Source organism: Hymenobacter arizonensis (assembly GCF_900115775.1).
Taxonomy (GTDB): Bacteria; Bacteroidota; Bacteroidia; order Cytophagales; family Hymenobacteraceae; genus Hymenobacter; species Hymenobacter arizonensis.
Window position 1 is genome coordinate 254,991 of record NZ_FOXS01000001.1, and the last position, 26,342, is coordinate 281,332.

The following is a 26,342-nucleotide window of genomic DNA, read 5'->3' on the forward strand; positions in this document are numbered from 1 at the left end:
GGGCTGTTGTTGCTGTTGTTGTCTGGCTTAGCCTGTCCCGAATGATTTTTCGCGGGTAGGTAGGCGGTAGCTGAGGCTTGGTGCCTCGGTATGCCTGCGTTTTTGCAGTTGCCTGCGGGCGTCTGCATCCTCTTTTTCTGGGTTGTTGCTGGCTGTTGCGCTTCGGCGTGCGCTAGGCAGTGTGCTGAACAGCATTGGTTTGCATGCGTCCGTCTCCCCGGGGAGGTCAAGCAAAAAGCTGATTTAGAAAGACTCAGGAGAGGCCAGCGCCGCCGACTACCTGCCCATTCGGGCTCCTTCAATTTCTGGATTCTTGGCCGCAATGGGAAGCCCACTGCTTGGCCGTCTCACACCACCGTCTTACTTAATACCAACCCAAGTTTCTGATTATGTCGCTGACTCAAAAGCCCATTGGCATCTATTTCGAGCACCCCGAATGGTTTAAGCCCCTGTTTGCGGAGCTCGACCGCCGCGGGCTGCCTTACGAGAAGATTGACGCCGCCCACCACCTATTCAACCCCGCGGAAAAGGAAAGCCCTTATAGCCTGGTAGTGAACCGCATGAGCTCATCGGCTTACCTGCGTGGGCACGGGCAGGGCATCTTCCACACCGCGGGCTATGCCACGCACCTCGAGCGCATCGGCACGCGCATCATCAACGGCTCGGCGGCCACGGCCATCGAAACCAACAAGGCCCGCCAGCTTTCCCTGTTTGAGTCGCTGGGGCTGAAATACCCGAAGTCGTTCGTGATTAACCACGCCTCGCGGGCCGTGGACGCGGCCAAGGAGCTGCGCTTCCCCATTGTGGTGAAGGTGAACATCGGAGGCAGCGGCGCGGGCATCATCCGCTTCGATACACCCGAGGGCCTGCAGGCTGCGGTGGACAATAACCAGATTGACCTCGGCATCGACCAGACCGCCTTGGTACAGGAATATGTGACGCCCCGCGGCGGCAACATTCACCGCGTCGAAACGCTGGACGGCAAGTTTCTCTACGCCATGAAGGTGTTTACCACCGGCGAAAGCTTCAACCTGTGCCCCGCCGAAATCTGCCAGATTCCCGAGGAGCAGTCAGCTGAATTCTGCCTGACCGAAGCACCCAAGAAAGGCATACAGGTGGAAGCCTTCACGCCGCCAGCCGAGGTGATTGCCGCTGTGGAGCGCATCGTGGCCGCAGCCAAAATTGACGTCGGCGGCATCGAGTACCTCATCGACGACCGCACGGGCGACGTGCTGTTCTACGACATCAACGCCCTGTCAAACTTCGTGGCCGATGCCGTGAACGTGGTTGGTTTCGACCCATACGCTCGCTTCGTCGACTACCTCGAAGCGCAGCTGCCAGCCGGCTCGAAGGCAGCGGTACCAGCAGAATTGGCTACTGCTTAGAATATCGTCAGGCAAGGCCGTCTGTCATCCTGAGCTTGCGAAGGACCTTATCACCACTGAACAGTTTGCAGTAATCACAAATAGTGCGAACGTGATAAGGTCCTTCGCAAGCTCAGGATGACAGACGGAAAAGGCACCCCCCAGCCCGCCTACTCCTCTCTTAAAAAAAAACACAAACCATGAAATTTGGATATTGGATGCCCATTTTTGGGGGCTGGCTGCGCAACGTCGAAGACGAGCAGATGCCTACCGACTGGAGCTACGTGAAGCAGCTGGCGCAGCGCAGCGAAGCTCTTGGCTACGACCTCACGCTCATCGCCGAGCTTTACTTGAACGATATCAAGGGCACCGAGGCACCGTCACTGGAAGCGTGGAGCACCGCTGCTGCCTTGGCTGCCGTTACGGAGCAGCTAGAAATAATGGTGGCCGTGCGCCCCACCTTCCACAACCCCGCGCTGCTGGCCAAGCAGGCCGCCAACATCGACCTGATTGCCCCGGGCCGCTTATCGCTGAACGTGGTATCGTCGTGGTGGCGCGACGAGGCCACCAAGTACGGCCTGCACTTTGAGCAGCACGACGACCGGTACGCCCGCACCCGCGAGTGGCTCGACGTGGTAACCAATGTGTGGAATCAGGACCACTTTAGCTACGAGGGCAAGTACTACCAAGTGGCCGATAACATCCTCCAGCCCAAGCCCGCGAAGGCGCCGTTCCTGTACGCCGGCGGCGAGTCGGAAGCTGCCAAAGACCTCATCTCAACCCAGTGCGACGGCTACGTAATGCACGGCGACTCGCCGGAGCAAATAGGAGCTCGCATCGCCGACATGCGCCGCCGCCGCGAGCAGAAAGGCTTGCCGCCCATGAAGTTTGGCGTGGCTGGCTACACCATCGTGCGCGACAACGAGCAGGACGTGAAAAAAGAGCTTGACCGCATCACTAATGTAAAGGCTTCGGCCGCTGGCTACGACAACTACCAGCAGTGGCTGGCCGGCACGCAGCTCGAGCAACAGGTCTCGCTACACGACTACTCGGTCTCGAACCGTGGCCTGCGTACCGGTCTCACCGGCACGCCGGCGCAGTTGCAGGACCGCATTGGCGCTTTTGAAGAAGTGGGCGTGGATTTCTTCCTGCTGCAGGCCAGCCCGCAACTGGAGGAGATGGAGCGGTTCTCAGAAGCTGTCATTCAGGTGCTGGCGTAGCGCAGACCCCACCCCGTACCCGGTAGGGACGGGGGTGGGGTGTTTTTCTCAGGCCGAAAGTCGGCTCGATTTCATTTGTGTCAGAATACGTGAGTGCCCAACGGTCACCGCGTATTCTAATTTTCTATATGCTTAAAAAATCACTGGCGCTGCTTCAAATGGAAGCAGCCGAAACCGGGGCTGGCGCCCTGAAAAGAAGTCTCAACGGAGTAAGCCTTATCGCCATTGGCATTGGCGTAATTATCGGGGCGGGCCTGTTCTCGCTCACGGGCATTGCGGCGGCTAATCATACCGGGCCGGCCATTACCCTTTCGTTCATTGTGGCGGCCGTGGGCTGCGCATTCTCGGCCTTGTGCTACGCCGAGTTTGCCTCACTGGTGCCCGTTTCAGGTTCAGCTTATACCTATTCTTACGCCACCATGGGCGAGCTATTCGCCTGGATTATCGGCTGGGACCTGGTGCTGGAGTACTCCGTGGGCGCGGCGGCCGTGGCCATCAGCTGGTCACAGTATTTGATTAAGTTTCTGAGCAAGTTTGACATCAACCTACCCGCGCAATTGGTGATGTCGCCTTTCGAAACCGCCAAGCTAGCCGACGGCAGCACCGTCACGGGCTTCGTGAACGTGCCGGCCATGGTCATCGTGCTCACCATGACGGCCATTGTGATGCGCGGCACCAAGGGCTCGGCTTGGTTCAATGCGCTAGTGGTGTTCCTGAAAGTGTCGGTGGTGCTGGTGTTCATCGGGCTGGGCTGGCAGTACATCAACCCCGTCAACTACCAACCCTACATTCCTACCAATACGGGCACATTCGGCGAGTTTGGTCTGAGTGGCATTCTGCGGGGCGCCGGCGTTATCTTCTTCGTGTTCATTGGCTTCGACATCGTGGCCACCATGGCCCAAGAAACCAAGAACCCGCAGCGCAACATGCCCATCGGCATCATGGGCTCGCTGCTGATTTGCACGGTGCTGTTCGTGTTGTTTGGGCACGTGCTCACCGGCTTGGCCAACTACACCGAGTTCAAAGACAGCGCCGCGCCGGTGGCCATCGCCATCGAAAAAACGCCCTACGCCTGGCTGACGTCGGCGGTGTTGGTGGCCATTCTTATTGGCTACACGTCGGTTATTCTGGTCGATTTGCTGGGGCAGTCGCGGGTGTTCTTCGCCATGTCGAAAGACGGCCTGCTGCCGCCGGTGTTTTCGCGTCTGCACCCGCGCCGCAACACGCCTTTTCAGTCCATTGCGCTGCTGGGGAGCTTCATTGCTCTGTTTGCGGGCTTCGTGCCCATCGCCGTGGTGGGCGAAATGACGAGCATCGGTACCCTGCTGGCCTTCGTGATGGTGTGCCTGGGCGTGCTCATTTTGCGTCGCACCGACCCCGACGCCCCACGCAGCTTCCGCACACCGTGGGTGCCGCTGGTGCCGATTCTGGGCATTCTGGTGTGCCTGGTGATGATGTTTTCGCTGCCGCTTGACACCTGGCTGCGCCTGATAGTGTGGCTGGCTATTGGCATGGCCATTTACTTTGGCTATGGCAAAAAGCACAGTAAACTGCGCTTGGCGCAGGAAGCCAATGATGCCCAGAAGGTAACATAATCCTATATAGCGTCCGCTTGCTCAACTGCAGTAGCTATTTGCGAAACGAGGAAAGTACATTTGGTGCCCATCTACCCGCCGTTTCGCTATTTCCATGGAAGCCATTGCCCCTGCGGTCGCCAACGAAGAGTTGCCAACACCAGAGCCCGCCTACCCAACCCTAGCCGAAAGCTGGGGCATATTGGGTTGGTTCCTGCTCTCATCCTGTGTGATTATAATACCGATTTCCTGGCTGCTAACTACAGTCATTGGGATGCCGGAAGTATATGTTGGTCCTTTTATCTCACTGACGAGCTGCCCCTTACTACTGATGTTTCTGCGCTGGATGGCCGGTAACCGGTGGCAGCCGTTACGCCTCCAGGGTCAGGAGCAAGCGTGGCTGTACGCGGCCCTGCCGGTACTAGTCCTGGCTATGATGCTAGTGCGCTCGCCTTTGGCCTTCCTGCCTCTGCCTAGCTGGATATCCAGCAGCTTCGAAGAGCAGATGAAAACGCCAATTGCATTGGCACTTTCGATTGTTGTAGCGGCGCCAGTATTCGAAGAACTGTTGTGGCGTGGAGTTGTGCTGGCAGGGTTGTTAAAAAATATGCGACCGAAGTCGGCCATTGTTTGGTCCGCGTTGATTTTTGGAGTGTTTCACCTCGACTTTGCTCAAGGCGTAAGGGCCGCCTTGGCGGGCCTGCTGCTGGGGTGGCTATACTACCGCACCCGTTCGCTGTGGCTATGCATGGCCCTGCATGCACTGAATAATTTGACGGTGTTTCTGCTGATGTTGCTGGGGCCTCCTGCTTGGAACGAGAAGTCAGCGGTGACGGGCTTTTTTGATTCGACGTGGCAGTATGCAGGAGCGTTGCTGCTTAGCGTGCTGGTAGGCGGGGCCCTACTGTGGCGCGTGCAGCGCACCACAAGCCCCGAAGAACTCGAACCCGCATTTTCGGCCTAAAATTGGGCTAGGGCTAAACGGACGTTGTTATATCGGCGGCCCGCCAAGGTGCCAAGTATAGCCCACAAAAAAAGAGGCGGCTGAATATTCAGCCGCCTCTTTTAGTTTTTAGCGCTTCGCCTAGCGGCCGGTTAGGCCGTTGTCGTCGAGGTCAGCGTCGTTGCGGTTGGTGCCGCCGCGTAGGTTTATGTCGGCGTCGCCGGTGCGGGTTTGGCCGCCTTGCAGGCGCTCTACTTCCACGTCGGTTTTGCGCACGGTGCCGGTTACGGTTTCGTCACGCTCGGTCACTTCTTTGCCGATGTTGACTTCGCCTACTACGCGGGCTTCTTTGCCCACTACAGCGCGCTCGGCCTGCTCGGTTACACTGATTTCACCTTCTTTGAAGGCGGCGAAATCGGCTTCCGTGGCAGGACGGTTCACGTCGCGGCGCTCAATGTTCACATGCTCTTCGCGCAGACGGATGTGCTCTTCTACCGGCCGCTCAATGATGCGGCTGCGGATGCGGGCACCACCGGTTTGCTCCACACGCTTGCCCACGCTCAGGTTCTCCTCGATGATGGGGAGGGCCTGGGTGTTGCCGGTTTGGGCAGTGGCCGAGTTGGTGTTGGTGTCAGCGGTATAGCCTTGGGCACCGCTCATGCCGTAGCCTTGGCTAGAAGCCTGCTCTTGCACGTCGATGGCGCCGTTGTCGTCGAGGATGTCACGGGCACGCTCGGCCTCGTCGGCGGTGCTGGCGTGCACGGTCACTACGGAGCGGCCGCTTCGGGTGAGGTTGGTGTAGGCAGAGCGGGTGTAGCGGTTATCGTCGTCGTCGCCGCCAAACAGGTTGCTGAAGAACCGGCTGATGCCGTCCTGGGCATCGTCGGTCGCGCGTCCGGCAGCATCAGCAGCGCCTTCTACGGCGGTTCCGCTGGTGTTGCGATAATCGGAGGCATCGCGGTTGTTGGTGCTCGAGCCAGCACCGCCAGCCAAGCGCTGGGCATTTTGGGCGTCTTGCGCTGCTACGTCAACATTGCTGCCTACAAAGCCAGCGGACATTAGGTTTTGGACGGCTTGCTGCGCTTCTGAAGCACTATTAAACAAGCCTACTACGGTTTGGGCCATGATGAAAGGAATAGGGAAATGTGGAAAGGAAGGAAAGAAAAAGAAAGGTAATTCTAGGAGGCGGGCGTGTTGGTAGGGCCCGGAGGGGAGGCAGCAACACGTTCGGCACTAATGGCCTCGCGGCGCAGCTCTACTTGGTGCACAGTGTTGGTCGTTACCACCTGCTTGCGCACGTGCACTTCCTCCACCAGCAAAATGCGGGTTGTCACGACCACTTCTTCCCGAAACACTGGGATAATCATGGTGTCGCCTTCGTGCCGCACGGGGGGAGGCACATCCACGTAGCGGTTCACGGGCACGTGCTCTACCGAAACCTGGTCGTGCCGGGTAGGCACGTTCACGGCCTGGGTCTCCTGGTGCACAGTTTTGCGCACCACTACCTGGCCGGTTTCCACCACTTCCTTCTGAACGTGGGGCACTTCCTCGATTATGGGAATCGTGCGAGGCAGGAACTCCGGCGTTGCGGAAGCAGCGGGCGCAGAGGAGGGAAGGAAGTCGGGGTCGTTTGGAGACATGCCAACTACTACGGTGCATGTTCGCTGGGGTTAATGAAGCAGGCGGGCACCCATAGCGCTACAGCAGTGCTTATTATGACTTGCCTTGGGAATTAGCACCTGCGAAAATCGTGTGCGAGCTTGAGTCCTACTTGCTTTCATACAGGCTATTATTGAGAGCTATGGCTAAGTTTAAACGAAGCGGCTTCCTGACTCAGATTGCAAGGCTCATAGTCTTGGTTTATGCCCGTATTTTTTATGTTATTTTTTCGATGTGAAGCTTTCTTTCATCGTAAGTACAGACCAGAAAACTCCTGTTCGCAGCCATAATTGGCGCCCTGTAGTCTCTGCGGTATGGCTTCGCAGGAGTTGGCTACGCCAACTGGCTGTAATTTTCGGCCAGAATTCCCAGCCGGCTATTACCGGCACTTCAAGGTCCTCCACTCTATGTATACGCTTGCTGCCCGCTGGCACCACCTCACTGCCCCGCTCGTAGCCGATGCTGCTTTGCGGGAGACCACGTTCCAGGAGCTGGCCACGGCTTACCAGGCATCCGGGCGCCACTACCACACCTTGCAGCACATCGAAAACTTGCTGAACCGACTAGAGCGGGCGCCGCTGCAAGATGCCGGGGTAGTGCAGCTGGCCGTGTGGTTTCACGACGCCGTGTACAACCCGCTCAAGTCCGACAACGAAGCCCGTAGCGCAGCCCAGGCGCTGGCCTTTTTGCAGGCCTCCACGCTGGAGCCCGCCCGGCAGCAGCGTGTGGCTTTTCTCATCGAGCGCACCCAGGACCATACTCAGCCCCAACCGCTCGACGACGTTGACCTGCTCTCCTTTCTCGACGCCGACCTGAGCGTGCTTGGGGCATCAGAAGCCGACTACTGGACCTATGCCCGCCAAGTGCGCCGGGAGTATCGCCTCGTGCCTGACCTATTGTACCGCCCCGGCCGCCGGAAAATACTGGCGAAGATGCTGGCCGCCCCCGTGCTTTACCACACGCCGGCCATGCGCCAGGAGCTGGATGCCGCCGCCCGCCGCAACCTGCAAGCCGAGCTCAATGCCTGGGAGCGCGGCGGGCTTTGATGTCGCATGTCGGTAATGCAAAGGTTGATTGCTGCTTGAAGGCGTATTAAGCTAAATCAACATAAAAGCACGTGCTAAATCTAGCTATCCAGACTGCCTGGTCTGAGTAGGGGAGGGGCAGAGGCAACCGTGAAGGAGTGTCACGCCGCCGGCCCACCCTATAAGAGGCCACGTACTTCATCTGCTCCCTGGACGCCCTAGCTACAAAGGCTGCTTAGGAGCCCAGAGCTTCAGGGACTAGGAGGGCGCTGCATGCCGCGGAGGGTTAGGTACTTGCCCAAGGCCCTAAAAGCGACCTTTTCCTCGGCTATCTTTGTTGATTACGATGCTGCTCAATCAATGAGCGGCTCCCGATTAATCAGCGAAAATCAGTGAAGGTTTGTATTGCCGAAAAGCCCAGTGTGGCCCGTGAGATTGCCAACGTGCTGGGCGCCACCCGCCGCATGGACGGCTACTTTGAGGGCAACGGCTACCAGGTCACCTGGACCTTCGGCCACTTCTGCCAGCTAAAGGAGCCCGACGATTACCAGCCCGAATGGAAGCGCTGGAGCCTGCACAACCTGCCCATGATTCCGGACACGTTCGGCATCAAGCTCATGCGCCGCGACGAAGGCGTGGTGAAGCAATTCCACACCATTAAGAAGCTGGTGGATGAGGCCGAGGAAGTCATCAACTGCGGCGACGCCGGGCAGGAAGGGGAGGTGATTCAGCGCTGGGTGCTGATGGAGGCCAAGTGCCGCAAGCCTGTGAAGCGCCTCTGGATTTCCTCCCTTACCGAGGAGGCCATTCGCCAGGGGTTTGCCAACCTGCGCGAGGGCAAGGAGTTCGATAAGCTGTACCAGGCCGGCAAGAGCCGGGCCGTGGGCGACTGGCTCCTGGGCCTGAACGCGACCCGCCTGTTCACTCTTAAATACACCACTTACCAGGACAAGCAGCTGTTAAGCATAGGGCGGGTGCAAACCCCCACGCTGGCCCTGCTGGTCGACCGCTGGCACGAGATTCAGAACTTCAAGCCCGAGCCCTACTGGGTGCTGCGGACCGAATACCGGGGCACCATGTTCAGCCACATTGCCCCGCCCAAGCAGGCCAAGGAAGCCGAAGACGCGCCCGACGAGAAGACCCGACTCCGGGCGCTGGGCTACTTCGTGACCGAGCAGGAGGCTCAAGAAGCGCTTGAGGCAGTACGGCCTGCTCCGTTGGTTATCACCAATGTGGAAATCAAAAAGGGTCGGGAGTCGCCCCCGCGTTTGTTCGACCTGACATCTTTACAGGTTCAGTGCAATAACCAGCTGGGCCTCTCGGCCGAGGACACCCTCAAGATTGTGCAGGGCCTGTATGAGAGGAAGGCGGTGAGCTACCCGCGTGTCGACACCACTTTCCTGCCCGACGACCAGTATGCTAAAATTCCTGGCATTCTGCGCGGCATTGGCTACGACAGCCTGACCGCGCCGCTGCTGGCCACCAAGATTCCGAAGACGCCCAAGGTGTTCAACAACGCCAAGGTGACCGACCACCACGCCATCATCCCGACGGGCGCGGCCGGCCCCAGCGGCGGCATGGACAGCAGCGTTTACGACATCATTGCGCGCCGCTTCATTGCTGCGTTCTACCCTGACTGCGAGGTGAGCAATACCACCGTGCTGGCCGAAGCCGCCGAGCGCCCTTTCCGGGTGCGCGGCCGCCAGATTCTCAGCCCCGGCTGGCGCGTGGTGTATGGCAACCCCGAGGAGCAGCAGGCGCCTACCCCGGCCCCCGCGCCCAACCAGAAGCCCGGCGGCGAGGAGCAGGAAGACGTGGTGAGCACCGTGCTGCCCAGCTTCGTGAAAGGCGAAAGCGGCCCCCACAACCCGCGCCTCGACAGCAAGGTCACCCAGCCGCCCAAGGACTATACCGAGGCCAGCCTGCTCCGTGGCATGGAAACCGCCGGCCGCAATATCGACGACGAAGAGCTGCGCCAGGCTATGAAGGAAAACGGCATTGGGCGCCCCAGCACCCGCGCCGCCATCATCGAAACGCTGTTCAAGCGCAACTACATCCGGCGCGAGAAAAAACGCTTGCTGCCAACGCCTACTGGCGTGGAGTTGATTGGCCTAATCCGCAACCCAACCTTGAAATCGGCGGAGCTCACGGGCCAGTGGGAACGCAAGCTGCGCCAGATTGAGAAGGGCGAGCTGTCCTCGGAGCAGTTCCTGGCCGAACTCACTGGCTTGGTGCGCGAGATGGTGCAGGAGGTGAAAACCGACGCCTCGGGCCGCGCCGTGACCTCCGGCAGTGCCGAGCAAGTAGTGGCCGCAGCTAAGGCTGCTCCCGGCGCCAAGGTGGCCGGCTCGAAAGCCCCCGCGGGCATGACGCCCGGCAATACCACTACCCCGTCGGCCGCGGGCCTCGGCTATTGTCCCATGTGCAAAACCGGCCACGTGCTGCGCGGCAAAACGGCCTTTGGCTGCGCCCGCTTCCGCGAGGGCTGCACCTTCCGCCTGCCCGCTGAGGTGCACGGCAAGAGGCTGAGCGACCCGCAGGTGAAGGCCTTGCTCGCGAAGGGCCGCACGCCTGTCATGAAGGGCTTTGTGGGGGCCGAGGGCCAGAAGTTCGACGCCGCCATCGGCCTCGACACCGCTTTCCAGCCCACGCTGCAACTGGTGGCCGATGCCAAGCCCGGCGCCAGCCCCGAATCGGGGCAGATTCCGTGCCCGGTGTGCAAGCTCGGCACCATGCTCAAGGGCAAGGCGGCGTTTGGCTGTTCGCGGTTCCGCGAAGACTGCCAGTTCCGGGTGGCATTTGAATGGGGCGGCAAGGCCCTCACCGAAACGCAGCTCAAGCAGCTGCTGCGCCGCGGCGAAACCAGTGTCATCAAAGGCTTCATCTCGGCCAAAACCGGCAAGAAGTACGACGCGGCCCTGAAGGTAGAGGAAGGCCGGGTGGTGCCCGTGTTTGGGTAGGAAGCAGGAGCAGGGCCTGTGCTTGGTGGTCGATGGGCTGGCCGTCGGGCTTGCAAGTGCGCCGTCACACGAAGGATAGCAACTTGGTGTGACGGCTTTTTGGCTCGCTGACAAACCTTCAAAAAGGCAGCCTGTTGGCTATATCCTAGGTGCCTGATTTGCTTGTAATCAAGCACTAAGAGGCAAGCTGGAAACAAAGATGGTGTTTGCTGCTTGTAGGTATACTGGTCGCAGCCACTCTTTTTCTTCCACATTGACGACCTTATAATCAGCGAGGACCAAATTTGTGAGGACACCGGATTATCTACAGGCCGAGCTGCTCGATTTGGCGGTGGCAGACGCCACGCTATTCAATTTTTTGCACGGCACCGTACTCGACGGCTTGTGGTATTGGGACCTGCAAGCGCCCGAAAATGGGTGGGTCAACTCCAAACTATGGCTCACGTTGGGCCACGATGCCCAACACCTGCCCCCCGAGCCGAACGCCTGGCAAGCCGCTTTGCTTCCCGCTGACTTTGCCACAATGCAGCAAGTAGTGGCAGCCAAAGCCGCTGACGCTGCCTGCCACACCTTTTCTCAGGTGCTGCGTTTTCATCGGCTCGATGGCAGCGAGGTGTGGATGGACTGCCGGGCCCTGCTTTTGCGGAACGAAGCCGGTACTGCTACGCGGCTGGTGGGGGCGCTGCTCAACATCACCCGGGAGGTGGAGAAGGAAGCCTACGCCGTCGAAATAGCCAACCACTACAGCACCATTCTCAGCAACCAATCGGTCTACATTATCAAGACCGATGCGGCGGGCAACTACACGTACGTCAACGACTTATTCTACGAGCGTTTTGGGTACGATGCCCAAATAATCGGTACTTCATCGCTCAATAGCATCATTGAGGAGGACCGGCCCAAGTGCCTCGACGTGGTGGCCCAATGCTTTGTTGAGCCCGAAGTGCCGCATCAGGTTATTCTACGCAAGCCGTACAATAACGGTCCGGTTAAGTCCAACCATTGGGAATTCAAAGGCCTGGTTGACGAGCAGGGCCAAGTGACCGAAATTCTGTGTGTGGGCTACGATGTGACGCTGCTAACCGAGAATCTGCAAAAGTCGCAGCACTTGCTGGAGGTGACCAAGCAGCAAAACCTGCGCCTGCAAAACTTTGCCTACATCATTTCCCACAACATTCGCTCGCATTCGGCCAACCTCACGTCGTTGGCCAAACTGCTGGATGGCAACGGCAACGCGGACCAGAAAGCGATTTTCCTACAAATGCTGAACACCAGCACCGCGAAGCTGGCCGAAACCATTGCGAACCTAAACGACATCGTGACCATCAACACCCAGGGCGCCATTGCCAAGGAGCCCCGGCTGTTGAAAGAGGAGATAATTAAAACGTTGGACGCCCTCAACGTTCAGATTCGCCAGCATCAGATTCGGGTAGAAGTAGACGTGCCGGCCGACTTGCTGGTGCCCGTGGTGCCGGCGTATCTCGACAGTATTCTACTGAACCTGCTAAGCAACGCGGTCAAATACCGGGCGACGGAGCGCCCGGCCTTTATCCGACTTTATACGTACCAGGAGCCGGGCTTTATCGTACTAGCCGTGCAAGACAACGGCCTTGGCATCGACCTGAACAGAAACCGCAATAAGGTCTTCGGGATGTACAAGACCTTTCACAACAACGACGACGCTCGCGGGATGGGGCTGTTCATCAGCAAAAACCAAGTAGAGGCGATGCAGGGCCGGATAGAAATAGAAAGTCAGACGGACGTTGGCTCCACGTTTAAAGTGTTTTTTAGCACCAATGTCGATGTTGACTTATATAGTTGAGGATGACCCAGTGGCAGCTTACCTGGCTGAGCTGATGATAAGGAAAGAGCAGTTTTGCAGTGAGGTGCAATCGTACGTGAACGGCCAGCGGGCCTTCGATAGCCTGAAGGAAGCAAACGAAACGGGGGGTGCCCTGCCCGATGTTATTCTGCTGGACCTGAACATGCCCCTGATGGACGGCTGGGATTTCCTCGATGCCTTCGACAGCTTGGCCATAGCCAAAGACGTGTGCGTGTTCGTGGTAACCTCCTCCATCCGGCCCGACGATATTGAGAAAACCACTCACTACAAGCATGTCAGGGGCTTCTTCTCGAAGCCCATTGATGAGAAAGCGCTGAAGCGGATGCAGCACCTGCTGGAAGTGCCGAATAACTAGCCGTAACCGCGGCACTAACTCACGCGGCGTGAGCTCGGTCGCCGTACTGCACCAGGTTCTTCACCATGCCCTTAAAGATGATGCCGTGAAACGGTAGCACGGCGTACCAGTAGAGGCGCCCGGCCAGGCCGCGCGGGCGGTATGCGGCCAGCTGCTCCACGGCGTGGCTGCCATCTGCTTGGTCTATGATGCGGAACTGCAGCCACGCCTCGCCGGGCAGCTTCATTTCGGCATAGAGTAGCAGGCGCTGGCTGGCTTTGTCGGCCACCAGCACCCGCCAGAAATCGAGCGGGTCGCCGGCCCGCAGGTGGGAGGGCGAGCGGCGGCCCCGGCGCAGGCCCACGCCGCCCACGGCTTTGTCCATGAGCCCGCGCAGGCGCCAGAGCCAGTCGGTTTTGTACCAGCCCCGGTCGCCGCCGATGCGCCAGATGTTGTCCAGCACCTCGGGCACGGGCCGCCGGAAGGGTAGGAGCTGCCGGTCGAAGAACATGCCGTTCTTCGGAATCTGAATGGCGTCCATGTAGTTCTGGCGCATGGTGCCGGAGCTCAGCGCATCGCTCCAGCTGCTCACCACTTCGTTCTGCTCGATGCGCTGGAAGGCCAGCGCCAGAGCGGCCCGGTAGCTCATGCACTCGTGCGGGATGACGGCCTCAATGCTCTTGGCCGGGTCGCACACGGTGTCGTTTTTCAAGCTCTCCACCAAGCTTTGAGCCAGGGAAAAAGTGGTGCTCGTGACCAGGTATAGCCACCACGACGACAGCCGCGGCGTGAGCACCGGCACCGTCACTATCCAACGCTTGTAGCCACGCTCAGCGGCCAGCCCCAGCAGCATTTCGCGGTAGGTCAGCACGTCGGGGCCGCCCACGTCGAAAGCCTTTCCGAAGCATTCCGGCTTGTCCAAAACGGACGTCAAGTAAAACATGATGTCACGGATGCCAATGGGCTGGCAACGTGAATTCAACCACTTGGGCGTGACCATCACCGGCAGCTTCTCTACCAAGTCCCGAATAATCTCAAACGAAGCCGACCCCGAGCCGATAATGATGCTGGCGCGCAGTACCGTAAGCTGAGCCGTAGTGGCTTTGCCAAGCACCGATTCCACGGCCCGCCGGGAGCGCAAATGCACGCTCAGGCCCCGGTCGTTGGCGATGCCGGAGAGGTAGATTATCTGTTGGGCCGAGGTCGTGTTCAGGTACTGCACGAAGTTGTGAGCCGACTGCTGCTCCAGGTTGAAGAAATTCTCGCTGTGCCCGCTCATGGAGTGCACGAGGTAGTAGGCGGCGTCGAGGTCGGTGGGCAGGTGGGCCAGGGTGGCGGGCCGGAGCAGGTCGCCGCGGGCCACCTGCACTCGCTCGTGCAGGGCCTCGGGTAAGGTGTCGGGCAGGGAGAAGCGGCGCGGGTCGCGCACGAGGCACACCACCTCGTGCCCAGCGGCCGCCAGCAGGGGCAGCAGGCGTTGGCCGATGTAGCCCGTGGCGCCGGTGAGAAGAATTTTCATACCGAGAAAGGCTTATGCTACAGAGTTGCTACCTAACTGAACGACTTGCGGCTTTAGTTGTTCACAAAATCAATTCACTAACCCGCTCACCATTCCGCCGTCCGCGCAGCATTTTTGCATTTATGAAACACATTTTCCCTTTGCTCACGGTGGGCCTCCTGCTGAGTTCGGCCGCCCAGGCCCAAACCAAACTCACCATCCCGCCGCTGAGCCCGGCCACCCACATTCGGCAGGATTTCTCCACCTCCTACATCGACCTCACGTACTCGCGACCATCGCTGCGGGGGCGCACGGCTTTCGGTAAGCTGGTGCCCAATGGCACAGTATGGCGCACGGGTGCGAACACCGTCACCAAGGTGCGCTTTGGCGAAGAAGTGAAAATTGGCGGCCAGGTAGTGCCCGCTGGCGCCTACGCCCTGCTCGCCATCCCCGATGCCAAGGAGTGGACCTTCATTCTGAATCGCGACACCGCGCAATGGGGCACCTACGCCTACAAGCCCGACCTCGACGTGCTGCGTGTGAAAGCCAAGCCCACCAAGCTGGCTGCTCCCCAGGAAACCATGTCGCTCACGGTCGAGAATATCAAGCCTGCGTCCGCTGACCTCGTCATCAGCTGGGACCGCACCCAGGTGGCCCTGCCCATCACCGCCGACCCCGACCGCATTGTGATGGCCCAGATTCAGGAAGCCATGAAGGGCGAGAAGAAGCCCTACATGGCCGCCGTTCAGTACTACTTCAACGCCGGCAAAGACCTGACGCCCGCCCTCGGCTGGCTCGACGAGTACATCGTCGCCAACCCCACCCGCTACAATGGCTACTACTGGAAAGGCAAGCTGCTGCAGAAGCAGGGCAACAACAAAGACGCCATCGCCGCCGCCAACAAGTCGCTGGAGCTGCTGAAAGACGACAAGAATGAAGTGGCCAAAGCCGAATACATCCGCCTGAATCAGGAGGTGCTGGCCGCGGCTGGTGGGAAGAGGTAAAAACGCGAAAACGTGCCCCTTTTCTAAAAGGCGGGGGACCGCATCGGCCAACATTATAAAGCAAAAGAGCCTGATTTTGAGCAGGCTCTTTTGCTTTATGCTATTCTCTTCTTAGCCTGTAGATGTCTTGGGAAGAACCTGTTGTTTTTGATAATTCCAACTCGTCGTCCTTCATTACTAAGGTGTATTTCCCAGATAGTATAAGGGTCCAATCGAATTCTGCCGTCCAAATGCAGGCATTGACGAAGGTTATTTCGTTACTGCTGCTTACCTCGTATGTTCCGCTGCAAAGGGCAGGGTACTTTTGAATCTGGCTGGTTCCGGTCCACTTGGCATCAGCAAAGGTTAGGCTGACCTGTGAAATTTGTCCCGAACTTGAGGCATTATTTCTTTGAAAGGTTCCTTTGTAAGTGCCACTTAGGGTGGAGGTGCCTTTGTAAGTATCACTTGGGGTGGGCACAGGCTGGTCTGATTTTGTGCAAGCAGTGACAAGCAGCAGCAAAGACAAAAAAGTGGTGGAAATAGTCAGGCGCATGGATGGGGTTTCAGCTTGGGTTTTTAATCTGACCGACATCTTGGGATAATCGTTGCACGCGCCCGCTACGAAACAAAAGCTTCGGCCTACCGTCCTACTACCGGCAGCACCGGCACGCTTTCGTGCCCAGCCGCATCAATCGAGGCCACGCCGAAAATGAAGTTGTCCTTGCTGATAGGCAGGTCGGCGGTGGTGCCAGACATGGGGAAGCGCTGCTGCCACTGTGGGGCGCTGGTTTCGCGTACCAGCACCACGTAGCTGGCCGGCTTGGCGCCGGTGGTTGGGGCCTGCCAGCGCAGTTGGGTGCGGTTGGTGAGGTCGGCCGTAAGCACTTCTACCTTGTCGGGAGCCGCAGGGGCCATGGCCAGGCTGGCCATGGTGGCCAGGTTTATGCCGGCGTTGCGGCGCAGGTAAGCAAAGTCTACGCCTTCGATTACGTCGCCGTAGGCACGGCCTTTCTCGGTGCGCAGGTCCTGGTGCTGTTTGGTATAGTCCTCGTTCATCTCGGTGAAGCGGACGGCCGCAAAGCCCTGCTGGTTGAAAGGCGTGTGGTCGCCGCCGCGCAGGAAGCGGTCGGGGCGGTACTCCAGCACCACCTCGTGGCCCTTGCCGTACTGCTTGCCCACGCGCTGCGTGTAGCGGGCCAGCTGGCGGCTGATGCCGTCGTTCTCGTTGCTCAGCTGCCGGCGAACGCGGGCCTGCTCGAGCGTCTCGTTGGCCGGCACGCCCTCGCTGAACACGCGCAAGCGCTTGTCGTCGTTGATGACCGGGTCGAAGCCGTGTGAGTTGCCCACAATGTCGTTGTTGAGCATGGCAATCAGGTTCCAGCCCTCCTTTTTTGCCCGGGCGGCCAAATGGCCCGAGCCGTAGAGGCCCTGCTCTTCGCCCTGCACGGCCACAAACTTGAGGGTGCAGGGAAATTTCTCGCCGGCCAGCACGCGGGCCAACTCCATCACCAGCACGGTGCCCGAGCCGTCGTCGTTGGCGCCGGGGGCATCGGCAGTGGCGTTCATCACGTCGCTCACTCGCGAGTCGATGTGGCCACTCACGAGGATGACGCGGGTGTCGTTGGGGTCGGTGCCGGGCAGGGTAGCCAGAACGTTGGCCATCAGCACGGGCTTGTTGATGCGGCGGCCGTCGGGCTTCACCGTGAAGGTGTCCATCTCCACGGTCATACGGCCACCCCCAGCTTTGCTGTATTTCTGAAACTCGCCAAACACCCAGTTACGAGAAGCGCCAATGCCCCGGGTGGGGTTGTCGGTTTCGCTGAGGGTGTGGCGCGTGCCAAAGGAGACGAGCTTGCGGATATCAGCCTCCAGGTTTTTGGCCGATATCGCCTCAACTAGCTTTTGAATTCTGGGGTCGGCGGGTGGGAGCAGCGTGGCGGGCTTGGTTTGGGCCAGCGCAGCAAAGGGCGCCAGGAACAGGAGCGTTGCGAGTTTCATGAAAGAAAGGTAGGCGAGACAGCGGGAACTGTGTTACAAAAAGAACGTCATGCGGAGCTTGCCGAAGCATCTGGCGTGCAGCAGTAAACTCATTCGACTGAATTACTACCACGCGCCAGATGCTTTGGCGAGTTCAGCATGACGTTCTAGTTAAGCGGAAAACGAAAAGGGTTAGCCTTTGGAATAAAAAGGCTCAACCGTGCGGAAATAGGGGTTTACGCCCTCATCCGAGGCTACATCCAACAGCATCAAGTCCACGAACTGATACGCATTCGTCTGGCCTTGCAGCACCGGGCCCAGCTCCTGCATGAAGCTGGGGTCGGGGTTGTTGCTCTCGAAGGCCAGCAGCAGGCGCGGCACCTCGGGGTTATCGGCCAACTGCATCTGAGCTAGGTAAGCCGCTTGGATGTGGGGCTGCGTGGCCGCCCAACCTTTGATGGCATCGGCTACTTCCGTGGGGTAGTCGGCGGGCTGACTCAGCAGCACCTGGGCATCGCCGCCCGCAGGCGATAGCGGGCCCGTGAGCTGGCCGGCAAGCAGCGCCGCCAGTTCGTCCTTTGGCAGGAGCTTGCCGGCAGGCGAGAACGGGTTAAGCACGCAGTCCTGGCCTTGCACCATGTTGAAAAACGCGTGGCCCGGCAGGCGCACGTAGCTCACGGGGCCATTGTCGATGCCGCCATCCGTTAGGCGCGGTACCGACGAGAAGATGGGCAGCTTGCCATCCGACAAAATCTGCAGCTGAATTTCCTGGCCTTCGTTCAAGGTCACTTCGCCTTCGCCAATGCCCTCCATAGGAGCCAAAATCATCAGGATTTCCTCCTGCAACAAGGCCTGATAGAAAGCGGGCCGAGCGTTTTCGTCGGTGGCCGCCAGTAGCAGCAGCTGCTCAAGCACGTTTTCGGGCTCGAAGGGGAAGGGCGGTGGCTCGGGAATGCTGTAGGTCGGCTCAGCAACCGGAGCTGGAGGTGCCGTAAACTTAGCGCCCTGGTAGCGAGGGCCACCAGCTGGCTTTTCGGCCGCTGGGGTTGGCGCGCCGGGAGTAGCAGGAGCGGGAGTAGCCGGCTTGTTGTCGGCAGGTTTGTTTTTCAGGAAGTCGAGCAGACCCATAATTGAATAAAATGGCGGGTGGATTAGGACTGCAATCTACGGCAGAAACCGGGTTGGAGTAGGCAAAAACGCTTGCATCAGCTATTCATTTGATAATGAAATAGTGCATCGTGCTAAGGGAGGAGCAGTGGCACAGGTACTACCTGTGGGCGGGCGCTTTGGCCAACCAGCCAAGTGCATCAGATGCCTCTAGTTACTTACAGGCCTCCAACTGCTGCTGTACCTCGCGAATGGTGCGCGGCACCGATTGGTTGCCCCAGTGGCTTTCTATGTAGTTCAACAGATTGGTGAGCTGAGCCGGACTAAGCGCCTTGTTTCCAGGCATGATGTGGTTGTAGCCAATACCATTCACCACAATGGGTTCGTTCTGGCCATTGCGCAGCAGGCAGGGCAATTCAGCGCGGTGCTTGGCCAGGTAGTCGGCGCCGGCCAGGGGGGGGATGAGGCGCGCCAGGCCCTGACCCTGCTCGCCGTGGCAGCCGGAGCAGTGCTGCACGTACAGCCGCTCGCCCTGGTTTTTGTTGCTGCTGAAACACCCGGGCAACGTGACGGCCAGCGCCGCGCCACCAAGTAAAAGGCGAAGCCAGGCCCGCATTATTTACGCGCTACGGCCTGCTTCCGGGAATCAATTTCGGCTAGCAAAATGGGCAGCTCGGCCAGCAGGCGCTCCACTTCTTTGGCGTTGAGACTGTCGTAGAGGCCGCGGATGTGGCCTTGGTCGTCTACCAGCGCAAACGTGCCGTTGTGGGCAAATCCGCCGGGGGAGTCCTTGTCGGGTTCGGCCGCGGTGAAGTAGGCGCGGGCCAACTGAAACACGGTGTCTTTGGCCGAGGGCTCGCCATGGCCGCCGGTGGTAGCAAACTGCCAGCGGCTGGCATCCGTTACGCCCAGGCGCTGGGCATAGTCCATTAGCACCGGAATGGTGTCGTGGGCCGGGTCAATCGTATGCGAGAGAAACGTTACCCGCTGGTCTTTCGCAAATTGGTTGTAGACCTTCAGCAGCTCGCCCTGCATTTTGGGGCAGATGCCCGGGCAGGTCGAGAAGAAAAAGTCGGCCACGTAGGCCCGGCCGGCGAATGTTTGGTTGGTAATAACCTCTCCGTTTTGATTGGTGAGTTTAAACGCCGGCACTTTGGCAAACACCGTGTCGGCGGGGCCGCCATCGGCGCGGGGCCGCACGTCGCGCTCGCCCAGAATGGGCAGCCGCGCCGTTTCGGCGCCAGGGCCAGTGCAGGCCGTGAAGAAAGAAGCCGCTAGCAAGGGCAGCAGAAAAAGACGTTTAAACATGGCTTATTTGGAAGTAGCGGGCGCTGCGGGGGCGGTGCCCGGCAGTTGACTGATAAACAACGTAGCCGAGTCAATCGTTGCCTTAAACTGACGACTAACACCCGCCAGCACCTCGTGCTGCTGTTGGAAATAAGCCAGGCGGGTTGCCCGGTTCGCCGTGGTGTCGGGGGCCCGGTACTGGTGCATCCAGTCCATCATGGCCTCGTCGGCAGCGGCCAGGCCGCGCAGGTAGGGCCCGGCTGCGGGCGAGCGCGCCGCCGTAATCTTGCCCTTCAGGGAGTAGAGCTGGTCCATCTTCGCCATCAGCGAGTCGTGGCGAGCCATCACGGCTTTTTCGGCGGCTTTGTCAGGCGCAAGCTGCTGGGGCGGAGCCGGGGAAGGGCAGGCAGCCAAGGCCGGGGCCAAAGCCACGAGCAAGGGCCGCAATGCGGTTTTTAGGGGAAATTTCACGGCGCAAAGGTATGGCGGAGGAGGGTTGTGAGGTGCCCTGCCAAGCAAAAGCCCCGCCCGGAAAACCGGACGGGGCCTTGCATCGTCCCTGCCAGCCGTTAGCTGCTCAGGGCGCTTTAGTAATTACTGCTTCTGGAAGCGGTTGGCATAGGTTTGCTTGGCGCCGATGACGCGCACCATGTACAAGCCCGCGGTTAGGTTGCCCACGCGCTGGTTGAGCTGCTGGTTGAGCTGCTCAACCGAGCCCGTGCCCTGGTACACGAGGCGGCCGGTGGTGGTATATACCTGCAAGCTGAGGTTGGCGCCGGTTTCGGGCACTTCCAAACGCACGCTGTTGGTCACGGGGTTGGGGTAGAGGCCCAGCGTTGTGGTGTGCGCGGCTTTGTTGCGCAGCGGGGCGCTGGTGAAAGAGAAGCGCGTGAACACCGGGTAGTGGTCCGACGTGGTGCTGCTGTAGCTCGGAATCGTGGCAGCGACGTCTGTCCGGATGGCGGCCGTTCCGTTGATGTAGTACTGCGCCATGTTCCGGTTGGCAATCACGTTGTCAATCACCGTTTTGAAGCCGGCTGTCGACTGCAAGCCGGCTTGGGCCAGCGGCAGGGTCAGGGGCACGTAGTTAACATCCTGCATGAAGGAGTTGTAGGAGCTTACGGCGGGGGTTACGCCTGTGGCAATGGTGCCCTCCAGCACGTCGTTGTAGTCGCCCACAATCAGGGTGTTGTCGTTGGCGTAGCTGGTGTCGAGCAGGTTCTTGAGCAGGTCGGCGCCGGCTTTGCGGCGGGCGTGGTCGTTGGCCGAGGTAGCCGTGGCGTTGGCCTTGGCATGAATCACCACGAAATTCACGCGCTTGGTGATGCCGTCGAGCGTCACGTTGGCGCTCATCAGGTAGGGGAAGCGGCCCGAAGCCCAGGGGTTATAAGCGGGGCAGTTCTGGGCCTCAGTGCAGCGCAGCAGGCCCGTGAACGATGGGTTGGTGAGCACGTCGGTGCGGTAGATGAAGCTCAGCTTTTGGGCGCTGGCGTAGTCCGGGTCGTTTTTGTCGTCGCTGTAGGAGCCAAATTCCGACGTCTTGTAGCCGTACGGCACGCCTAGGGTGGTCGAGATTTGGGCCGCCAGGTTCCTTAGGCGCAGGGTATCCACTACTTCTTGCAGGGCGTACACGTCGGCCCGCAGCAGGTTCATGACCGACGCGACGTTGGTCCGCTGCAACTCTTTGTCCCGCGGCCCCAGGTTGGGGTCGGCCGAGCCAAACCATTCCACGTTCCAAGTCACCACTTCCAGGGTTTTGGCCGGGTCGTAGGTGTCGCCGGTCAGGGCCACGCTGGCGGAAGTTGCGCCGGTTGTGCTTATGGCCAGGGCACCGCTCACGTTGGTGGCAGCGGTGGTGGGCAGGAAGCGAACCGTTACGGCCTTGTTCGTGCCGTTCACTTCGGCCCGAGTCAGGGTGAGGGTGGGAGTGAAGGCGGTGCCGTCTTTCGAGAGCGTGAAGTTGGCGTTCGACGAAGTCAGGGTCACGTCGTTGGTCAGGTCATTGGCCGACACCGTCAGCGTCCGGTCGGCGCTGGTGCCCACGGCCTGGTAGCCAAAGGCGAGGCGGTTGGCGCTGGTAAAGAGCGTTGGGGCGGGCGCCGTGGCCGATTGGGTCAGCACAATGTCGTCCAGCGTCCAGCGGGCTGCGGCCGAGGTGGTGGAGGTGTACACGAAGGCCACGTGTACCCTGGCTGCCTTGAACGCGGCCAGGTTAATGTTAGCCGTCTGCGTCCAGACGTCGGAGCCCGCGGTCGGAAATGGCACGTTCAGCTCGGTCCAGGTGGCGGCGCTGGGAGCGCCCGTCCCGCTGTAGTTGGTCGAAACGCGCAGCTTCAGGGCCGGGCCGTTGAAGGCGGTGCGGCTCCAGAACGAGAACAGGGGAAAGTTGTAGGTGGTCAGGTCGAAGCCTGGCGAAATAAACCAGTCCTCGTTTTCGATGTTGCCCGAGGCAAAGCCGTTTATCTGCACGCCGTTGGGCGTAGCCGTGGTGGCCGTGGGGTTGTTAGGGTCGCGGCCGAAAGTGGTGCAGCCCCATACCTGCGGGCCCGTCACGCTGACTTGGCTCCAGCCATTCGACAGGGCCGTGGTGCAGGTAGCAAAGTCGAAAACGGTCTGGTTGGGGTCGGTGCCCGTGCCGGTCAGGGCCACGGTGCGCGTGGTGGCGCCGGTGCTGGCGTGAGTGATGCTACCCGTAGCGGCACCCGTGGCAGTGGGGGCAAACTTCACGTACACCGTTTGGGCGGCGGTCAGGTCGGCGGGCGTGTAGCTCAGCGTGGTGCCAAACGTGGTGTTGTCCTTCGACACCGTGAAGGGTCCTGTGGCCGTCAGGGTCGTGGCGCCGGTCAGGTTGGCGCCGGTGAGCGAGTATTGCCGGGCCGCCGAGGTCGTGTTAATGTTCTGGCCACCAAAGCTCAGGGCCGTGGGTGCCACCGTAAGCGCGGGCGTGGTGGATGTGGGCGCACTCCAGGTCAGCGAGAAGTCGTCGATGGCCGAAGAAGGACGGTTGCTCGCCCCAATGCTGCCAGTCAGCGTCACGATGCGGATATAGACCGGGCCAGTCTGATTGTCCAGCGCGGAGCCGAAATTGACCGTTATGGTGTTGTTCGACAGCGTGCTGTTGCCAGTGCTGCCGCCCGTGCCTACCGAGGTGAAGGCCGTGGGCGCGGCACCCAGAGCGTAGTCTACCCGCCAAGTTGTGGTGCGGGGCGATGCTGCATCAAGAGACTGCAGCTTGAAGCTTAGCACAAAATCAGTTTTTCCGGTGGTGTTGGCCGCCTGAAACACAAACGCTGCGCCGGGGTCACCGATGTTGCCTGTTTGCCTTACGCCAAGGGCACGGTTGGGGGCCGTCGCCTGGTCAGTGGGCGCGCCGGTGGCCGAGGCGTAGTTCTTGAAGCCGCCCGTGGTGTTGGTCCAAGCCGTGTTGGCGTCTTGTGTCAGAATGAGCTGCGCAGACGTTGGGGCGGTGCCCAGGCTGCTGGCCGTGGCGCCAAGGTAAACCCCGAAGCCGGCGGGCAAGCCCGAAGCCAAGTTATCAAACGTTTCGGTGTACGGGCTGGTGGCAAGGGTTGCCTGGGCCCGCGCGCTTAAAGTGGCGAGCGACAGCCCGCTGGCCAGCCCAAATAATAGTACTTTTTTGAACATGCGAATGGAAAAAAGTGAATGCTTGTGCAAAACTAGCATTAATATGTGGTCTGGGTTTTAAGGGGATGTTGCCAAAAAGAGGGGTAGCGCTATTCGCTCATATTTTGTTGGCAATCATGCCGGTTTAAGTCCATAAAGTTGGCCTTTGTTGATGCTAAAAAGAATGCCGCGCGAGCAATGCTTCGTGCACTGGCGCGGTGGCAATGGCGGGGCCACCGGCCAACTAATTTCCCTTACTTCGGTTGAAGGCGAACACTTTTCTTTCCACACTCCCTACTGTTTTGCTAATGAAAACCCGCCAACTGGGCCGCTCCGGCCTCACTGTTTCCGCACTCGGCCTGGGCTGCATGGGCATGTCCGACTTCTACGGCGGCCAAGACGACGCCGAAAGCACCCGCACCCTGCACCGCGCCCTGGACCTGGGCGTGACGTTCTTCGACACGGCCGACATGTACGGCCCCTTTAAAAACGAAGAGCTGCTCGGCAAAGCCTTCAAAGGCCGCCGCGAAGGCATAGTGCTGGCCACCAAGTTCGGCATCGAGCGCGACCCCAACGACCCCACCAAGCGCGGCATCAACGGCCGCCCCGAGTACGTGAAAGCCGCCTGCGAAGCCAGCCTCAAGCGCCTCGGCACCGACCACATCGACCTTTACTACCAGCACCGCGTCGACCCCAACACGCCCATCGAAGAGACGGTCGGGGCCATGGCCGATTTGGTTGCTGCCGGCAAAGTCCGCTTCCTGGGCCTGAGCGAAGCCGCGCCGGGTACCGTACGCCGCGCCATGGCTGTGCACCCCATTACCGCCCTACAAACCGAATACTCGCTCTGGAGCCGCGAACCGGAGGATGAAATTATGCCCACCATTCGGGAGCTTGGCGTTGGCTTCGTGCCGTATTCGCCGCTGGGCCGCGGCTTCCTGACCGGCCAGATTCAGAAATTCGAAGACCTGGAAGCTGACGACTACCGCCGTCACACCCCCCGCTTCCAAGGCGAAAACTTCCAAAAGAACCTCGACCTGGTAGCTCGCATCAACGACCTCGCGCAGCAAAAACACTGCACCGCCAGTCAACTGGCCTTGGCCTGGGTGCTGGCGCAAGGCGAAGACGTAGTGCCCATTCCCGGCACCAAACGCGTGAAGTATTTGGAAGAAAACCTGGGTGCGCTCGAAGTAAGCCTGTCGGCAGCCGAGCTCGCCCAGCTAGACGAAATTGCCCCCAAAGGCACCGCCGCCGCTGGCCCGCGCTACCCCGAAGCCATGATGGCTTCAGTAAATGGATAATCTGTAGAACAAAAATTCCCCTCCTTGGAAAAGGAGGGGACGCGGCCACAAAGTGGACGCTGGGGTGGTTGGATTCGTTGAACGATTCACGTCTGGGTCGTTCAACGAATCCAACCACCCCAGTTTCAGCCAAAGGCTGAAACATCCCCTCCTTATCCAAGGAGGGGAGTTGTCGTTAGGAGGGTAACAGGTCAATCCAGCCGTCTTCGCTGACCACTACTGCCAGCACGGGGTACTTGCTGCTGTTCACGTAGCGCAAGGCGGAATTATAGCGCGACCCGCGCGACGAATCGCCTTTCTCCGTGGCCAGGCCGTCCAGGATAGCGCCAATGGCGTGGCACATGCCGCTGGGCTCGATGAGCACGGCGCCGTCGATGTTGGTGACCAGGCGCAGCACCGAGGGCGTCATAATGCGGGGCACCACCCGGAAGCATTGGCGGGTGAGGCGCTGGGCCTCTTTAGCTGCTCCGGTGCTGATAACCAGAATAGTGCCGTTAGGCTGGTTGCTGGCTTTCTGGGCCAAGTCCCAGAGGTAGTCGATACTATCGGTGTTGAGGCTGGGGAAGACGATGCGGGCGGTGCGGGCAAAGTTGTCGGCCGCTACCTGGCCCTGGGGCAGGCGGGGCGTATTGCTCACCACGCGCATCAGTATGTTGCCGGCGTGGCTCATTTCCCAGCTGTAGTGGTTGGTGAAATGCACCGTGACCAGAGGTTCGTATTGGCTATCGGACTCGGGCACGAGCTGGCCCAGGCCGAACACGTGCGAGGCATCCGAAATCAGGGCCGTGTGTCCCTCGCTCAACTCCAGTAGCTTACGGATGGAGCGGTGGTCGCGCATGGGCACGGGGGTTTCCAGGGTCAGCACCGGCACAATAGCCGGGTGCAGGCGCCGGCTCACCAGCATGGTGCCGACGCCTTCGTCGCCCTCGTGTCGCAGGGCGGCCACGCCGTTGCAGGCATCGTAGAGGCCGTGGGTGCCGGCCGGGGCCACGCGCAGCATCAGGCGGCGGCCCGCCGAGCGCAGCAGTTCGTTGTAGTCCCGGTCGAGCACGGGCTGGTCGTTATCGGCCGTGTCCGCCTCGCGCAGGGCGCGGTTGCAGTCGTGCAAAAACTCCATCACGGCCGCGTGGGGCAGGTTGGTGGGGCGGCCACTGGTTGCCTTTGGCAGGGTGTAATACCCGTCGTAGCAGTCGGCCGAGAGCTGAAGCACGACAGTAACCAGAAACCCCTGCAGGCTCACGGGCACGGCGCAAAACGAGCGGCGGTTTTCCCGGCGCGACGCTGAGAGCGAATGCAGCGTCGACTCGGTGGCCCGGCACACCAGCTCATACCAGTGGTGCTTGGCAATGCGGTCGTGGTCGTTGGGGTGCAGGTGGTACACGCTGCCTTGCGGGCCTGTATCAGTCTCCAGCGTAGCGGCTATGTTCTTGACCTCCTGAAAATCGGAGGGGCTGTAGCGCGTGGTGGTGGGCTCGACCACCACGGCGCCCGGCTCGTCGGGTTCTTTGGAAGATGCAAAGCCGATTAGGAAAACTTCGGGCCGCAGGTTGCGGTCGAGCAAATTAAAAATGCCTTCAGCAAACAGCTGAGCAGAGACGCGAAAAAGGCTTTGGTGTTCCCACATGGGCAAGTACAAGGGC

At 60.0% G+C, this 26,342-nt stretch carries 21 protein-coding genes; 10 read left to right on the forward strand and 11 right to left on the reverse strand.

Going from position 1 to position 26,342, the window contains the following annotated elements:
- Positions 1-389 precede the first annotated feature (389 nt).
- The 4 genes from BMZ66_RS01080 (at position 390) to BMZ66_RS01095 (ending at position 5,122) form a co-directional block, all read left to right on the forward strand.
- On the forward strand, positions 390-1,385 hold the full coding sequence (locus BMZ66_RS01080) for an ATP-grasp domain-containing protein (RefSeq protein WP_092668153.1): 996 nt from the start codon (positions 390-392) through the stop codon (positions 1,383-1,385).
- A 179-nt stretch (positions 1,386-1,564) separates the two neighbouring features.
- Entirely contained in the window at positions 1,565-2,584 is a 1,020-nt protein-coding gene (locus BMZ66_RS01085; protein WP_092668154.1) for an LLM class flavin-dependent oxidoreductase, read from the forward strand.
- Between the two features lie 128 nt (positions 2,585-2,712).
- The gene (locus tag BMZ66_RS01090) at positions 2,713-4,179 is read left to right on the forward strand and encodes an amino acid permease (RefSeq protein WP_092668155.1); all 1,467 of its coding nucleotides are present in this window, start codon (positions 2,713-2,715) and stop codon (positions 4,177-4,179) included.
- A gap of 94 nt (positions 4,180-4,273) precedes the next feature.
- Positions 4,274-5,122: a CPBP family intramembrane glutamic endopeptidase gene (locus BMZ66_RS01095; RefSeq protein WP_092668156.1), complete on the forward strand. Its 849-nt coding sequence runs from the start codon at positions 4,274-4,276 to the stop codon at positions 5,120-5,122.
- A gap of 120 nt (positions 5,123-5,242) precedes the next feature.
- Here BMZ66_RS01095 and BMZ66_RS01100 read toward each other — a convergent pair whose 3' ends face one another.
- A complete protein-coding gene (locus BMZ66_RS01100) occupies positions 5,243-6,226 on the reverse strand; it encodes a YsnF/AvaK domain-containing protein (protein ID WP_092668157.1) in 984 nt (327 codons plus the stop codon).
- A gap of 53 nt (positions 6,227-6,279) precedes the next feature.
- Positions 6,280-6,741 (reverse strand): YsnF/AvaK domain-containing protein, encoded by a 462-nt coding sequence (locus BMZ66_RS01105; RefSeq protein ID WP_092668158.1) that lies wholly within the window; start codon positions 6,739-6,741, stop codon positions 6,280-6,282.
- A gap of 426 nt (positions 6,742-7,167) precedes the next feature.
- On the opposite strand from BMZ66_RS01105, the gene BMZ66_RS01110 reads away from it, so the two are divergent.
- The 4 genes from BMZ66_RS01110 to BMZ66_RS01125 all read left to right on the forward strand — a co-directional run bounded on the left by BMZ66_RS01110 (position 7,168) and on the right by BMZ66_RS01125 (position 12,943).
- Positions 7,168-7,806: an HD domain-containing protein gene (locus BMZ66_RS01110; RefSeq protein ID WP_092668159.1), complete on the forward strand. Its 639-nt coding sequence runs from the start codon at positions 7,168-7,170 to the stop codon at positions 7,804-7,806.
- A gap of 371 nt (positions 7,807-8,177) precedes the next feature.
- Complete coding sequence (locus tag BMZ66_RS01115; protein ID WP_092668160.1) at positions 8,178-10,745, forward strand: type IA DNA topoisomerase; 2,568 nt, start codon at positions 8,178-8,180, stop codon at positions 10,743-10,745.
- Between the two features lie 286 nt (positions 10,746-11,031).
- A complete protein-coding gene (locus BMZ66_RS01120) occupies positions 11,032-12,567 on the forward strand; it encodes a sensor histidine kinase (protein ID WP_092668161.1) in 1,536 nt (511 codons plus the stop codon).
- On the forward strand, positions 12,548-12,943 hold the full coding sequence (locus tag BMZ66_RS01125) for a response regulator (protein WP_177204542.1): 396 nt from the start codon (positions 12,548-12,550) through the stop codon (positions 12,941-12,943). Before BMZ66_RS01120 ends, BMZ66_RS01125 begins: the two co-directional genes overlap by 20 nt.
- 19 nt (positions 12,944-12,962) lie before the next feature.
- Here the strand turns inward: BMZ66_RS01125 and BMZ66_RS01130 are convergent, their stop codons facing one another.
- Positions 12,963-14,441 (reverse strand): SDR family oxidoreductase, encoded by a 1,479-nt coding sequence (locus BMZ66_RS01130; protein ID WP_092668163.1) that lies wholly within the window; start codon positions 14,439-14,441, stop codon positions 12,963-12,965.
- 122 nt (positions 14,442-14,563) lie between these two features.
- On the opposite strand from BMZ66_RS01130, the gene BMZ66_RS01135 reads away from it, so the two are divergent.
- Positions 14,564-15,424 carry a DUF2911 domain-containing protein gene (locus tag BMZ66_RS01135; RefSeq protein ID WP_177204543.1) on the forward strand — a complete coding sequence of 287 codons (861 nt, stop codon included), beginning with the start codon at positions 14,564-14,566 and terminating at the stop codon, positions 15,422-15,424.
- A 100-nt stretch (positions 15,425-15,524) separates the two neighbouring features.
- Here BMZ66_RS01135 and BMZ66_RS24990 read toward each other — a convergent pair whose 3' ends face one another.
- The 7 genes from BMZ66_RS24990 to BMZ66_RS01165 form a co-directional block, all read right to left on the reverse strand.
- Entirely contained in the window at positions 15,525-15,959 is a 435-nt protein-coding gene (locus BMZ66_RS24990) for a hypothetical protein (RefSeq protein ID WP_143080002.1), read from the reverse strand.
- An 86-nt stretch (positions 15,960-16,045) separates the two neighbouring features.
- Positions 16,046-17,404 (reverse strand): M28 family peptidase, encoded by a 1,359-nt coding sequence (locus BMZ66_RS01140; protein ID WP_092668165.1) that lies wholly within the window; start codon positions 17,402-17,404, stop codon positions 16,046-16,048.
- A gap of 171 nt (positions 17,405-17,575) precedes the next feature.
- On the reverse strand, positions 17,576-18,511 hold the full coding sequence (locus BMZ66_RS01145) for an enhanced serine sensitivity protein SseB C-terminal domain-containing protein (protein WP_092668166.1): 936 nt from the start codon (positions 18,509-18,511) through the stop codon (positions 17,576-17,578).
- A 193-nt stretch (positions 18,512-18,704) separates the two neighbouring features.
- Positions 18,705-19,106 (reverse strand): c-type cytochrome, encoded by a 402-nt coding sequence (locus BMZ66_RS01150; protein ID WP_092668167.1) that lies wholly within the window; start codon positions 19,104-19,106, stop codon positions 18,705-18,707.
- Entirely contained in the window at positions 19,106-19,798 is a 693-nt protein-coding gene (locus BMZ66_RS01155) for an SCO family protein (protein WP_092668168.1), read from the reverse strand. The genes BMZ66_RS01150 and BMZ66_RS01155 overlap by 1 nt, the downstream gene beginning before the upstream one ends.
- Positions 19,799-19,801: 3 nt before the next feature.
- Positions 19,802-20,248, reverse strand: a complete 447-nt coding sequence (locus tag BMZ66_RS01160; protein ID WP_092668169.1) for a hypothetical protein — start codon at positions 20,246-20,248, stop codon at positions 19,802-19,804.
- Positions 20,249-20,371: 123 nt separating this feature from the next.
- Positions 20,372-23,422 carry a T9SS-dependent choice-of-anchor J family protein gene (locus tag BMZ66_RS01165; RefSeq protein ID WP_177204544.1) on the reverse strand — a complete coding sequence of 1,017 codons (3,051 nt, stop codon included), beginning with the start codon at positions 23,420-23,422 and terminating at the stop codon, positions 20,372-20,374.
- 287 nt (positions 23,423-23,709) lie between these two features.
- Here BMZ66_RS01165 and BMZ66_RS01170 point away from each other — a divergent pair, with 287 nt between their 5' ends.
- Positions 23,710-24,702: an aldo/keto reductase gene (locus tag BMZ66_RS01170; protein WP_092668171.1), complete on the forward strand. Its 993-nt coding sequence runs from the start codon at positions 23,710-23,712 to the stop codon at positions 24,700-24,702.
- 175 nt (positions 24,703-24,877) lie between these two features.
- On the opposite strand, the gene BMZ66_RS01175 is transcribed toward BMZ66_RS01170, so the two are convergent.
- Positions 24,878-26,326, reverse strand: a complete 1,449-nt coding sequence (locus BMZ66_RS01175; RefSeq protein ID WP_092668172.1) for a diadenylate cyclase — start codon at positions 26,324-26,326, stop codon at positions 24,878-24,880.
- Positions 26,327-26,342 lie beyond the last annotated feature (16 nt).

Bases quoted from the DNA above. Each gene is read 5' to 3' on its own strand.
- BMZ66_RS01080 (WP_092668153.1), top strand. From the start codon at position 390: ATGTCGCTGACTCAAAAGCCCATTGGCATCTATTTCGAGCACCCCGAA.
- BMZ66_RS01085 (WP_092668154.1), top strand. From the start codon at position 1,565: ATGAAATTTGGATATTGGATGCCCATTTTTGGGGGCTGGCTGCGCAAC.
- BMZ66_RS01090 (WP_092668155.1), top strand. From the start codon at position 2,713: ATGCTTAAAAAATCACTGGCGCTGCTTCAAATGGAAGCAGCCGAAACC.
- BMZ66_RS01095 (WP_092668156.1), top strand. From the start codon at position 4,274: ATGGAAGCCATTGCCCCTGCGGTCGCCAACGAAGAGTTGCCAACACCA.
- BMZ66_RS01100 (WP_092668157.1), bottom strand. From the start codon at position 6,226: ATGGCCCAAACCGTAGTAGGCTTGTTTAATAGTGCTTCAGAAGCGCAG.
- BMZ66_RS01105 (WP_092668158.1), bottom strand. From the start codon at position 6,741: ATGTCTCCAAACGACCCCGACTTCCTTCCCTCCTCTGCGCCCGCTGCT.
- BMZ66_RS01110 (WP_092668159.1), top strand. From the start codon at position 7,168: ATGTATACGCTTGCTGCCCGCTGGCACCACCTCACTGCCCCGCTCGTA.
- BMZ66_RS01125 (WP_177204542.1), top strand. From the start codon at position 12,548: ATGTTGACTTATATAGTTGAGGATGACCCAGTGGCAGCTTACCTGGCT.
- BMZ66_RS01130 (WP_092668163.1), bottom strand. From the start codon at position 14,441: ATGAAAATTCTTCTCACCGGCGCCACGGGCTACATCGGCCAACGCCTG.
- BMZ66_RS01135 (WP_177204543.1), top strand. From the start codon at position 14,564: ATGAAACACATTTTCCCTTTGCTCACGGTGGGCCTCCTGCTGAGTTCG.
- BMZ66_RS24990 (WP_143080002.1), bottom strand. From the start codon at position 15,959: ATGCGCCTGACTATTTCCACCACTTTTTTGTCTTTGCTGCTGCTTGTC.
- BMZ66_RS01140 (WP_092668165.1), bottom strand. From the start codon at position 17,404: ATGAAACTCGCAACGCTCCTGTTCCTGGCGCCCTTTGCTGCGCTGGCC.
- BMZ66_RS01145 (WP_092668166.1), bottom strand. From the start codon at position 18,511: ATGGGTCTGCTCGACTTCCTGAAAAACAAACCTGCCGACAACAAGCCG.
- BMZ66_RS01150 (WP_092668167.1), bottom strand. From the start codon at position 19,106: ATGCGGGCCTGGCTTCGCCTTTTACTTGGTGGCGCGGCGCTGGCCGTC.
- BMZ66_RS01155 (WP_092668168.1), bottom strand. From the start codon at position 19,798: ATGTTTAAACGTCTTTTTCTGCTGCCCTTGCTAGCGGCTTCTTTCTTC.
- BMZ66_RS01165 (WP_177204544.1), bottom strand. From the start codon at position 23,422: ATGTTCAAAAAAGTACTATTATTTGGGCTGGCCAGCGGGCTGTCGCTC.
- BMZ66_RS01170 (WP_092668171.1), top strand. From the start codon at position 23,710: ATGAAAACCCGCCAACTGGGCCGCTCCGGCCTCACTGTTTCCGCACTC.
- BMZ66_RS01175 (WP_092668172.1), bottom strand. From the start codon at position 26,326: ATGTGGGAACACCAAAGCCTTTTTCGCGTCTCTGCTCAGCTGTTTGCT.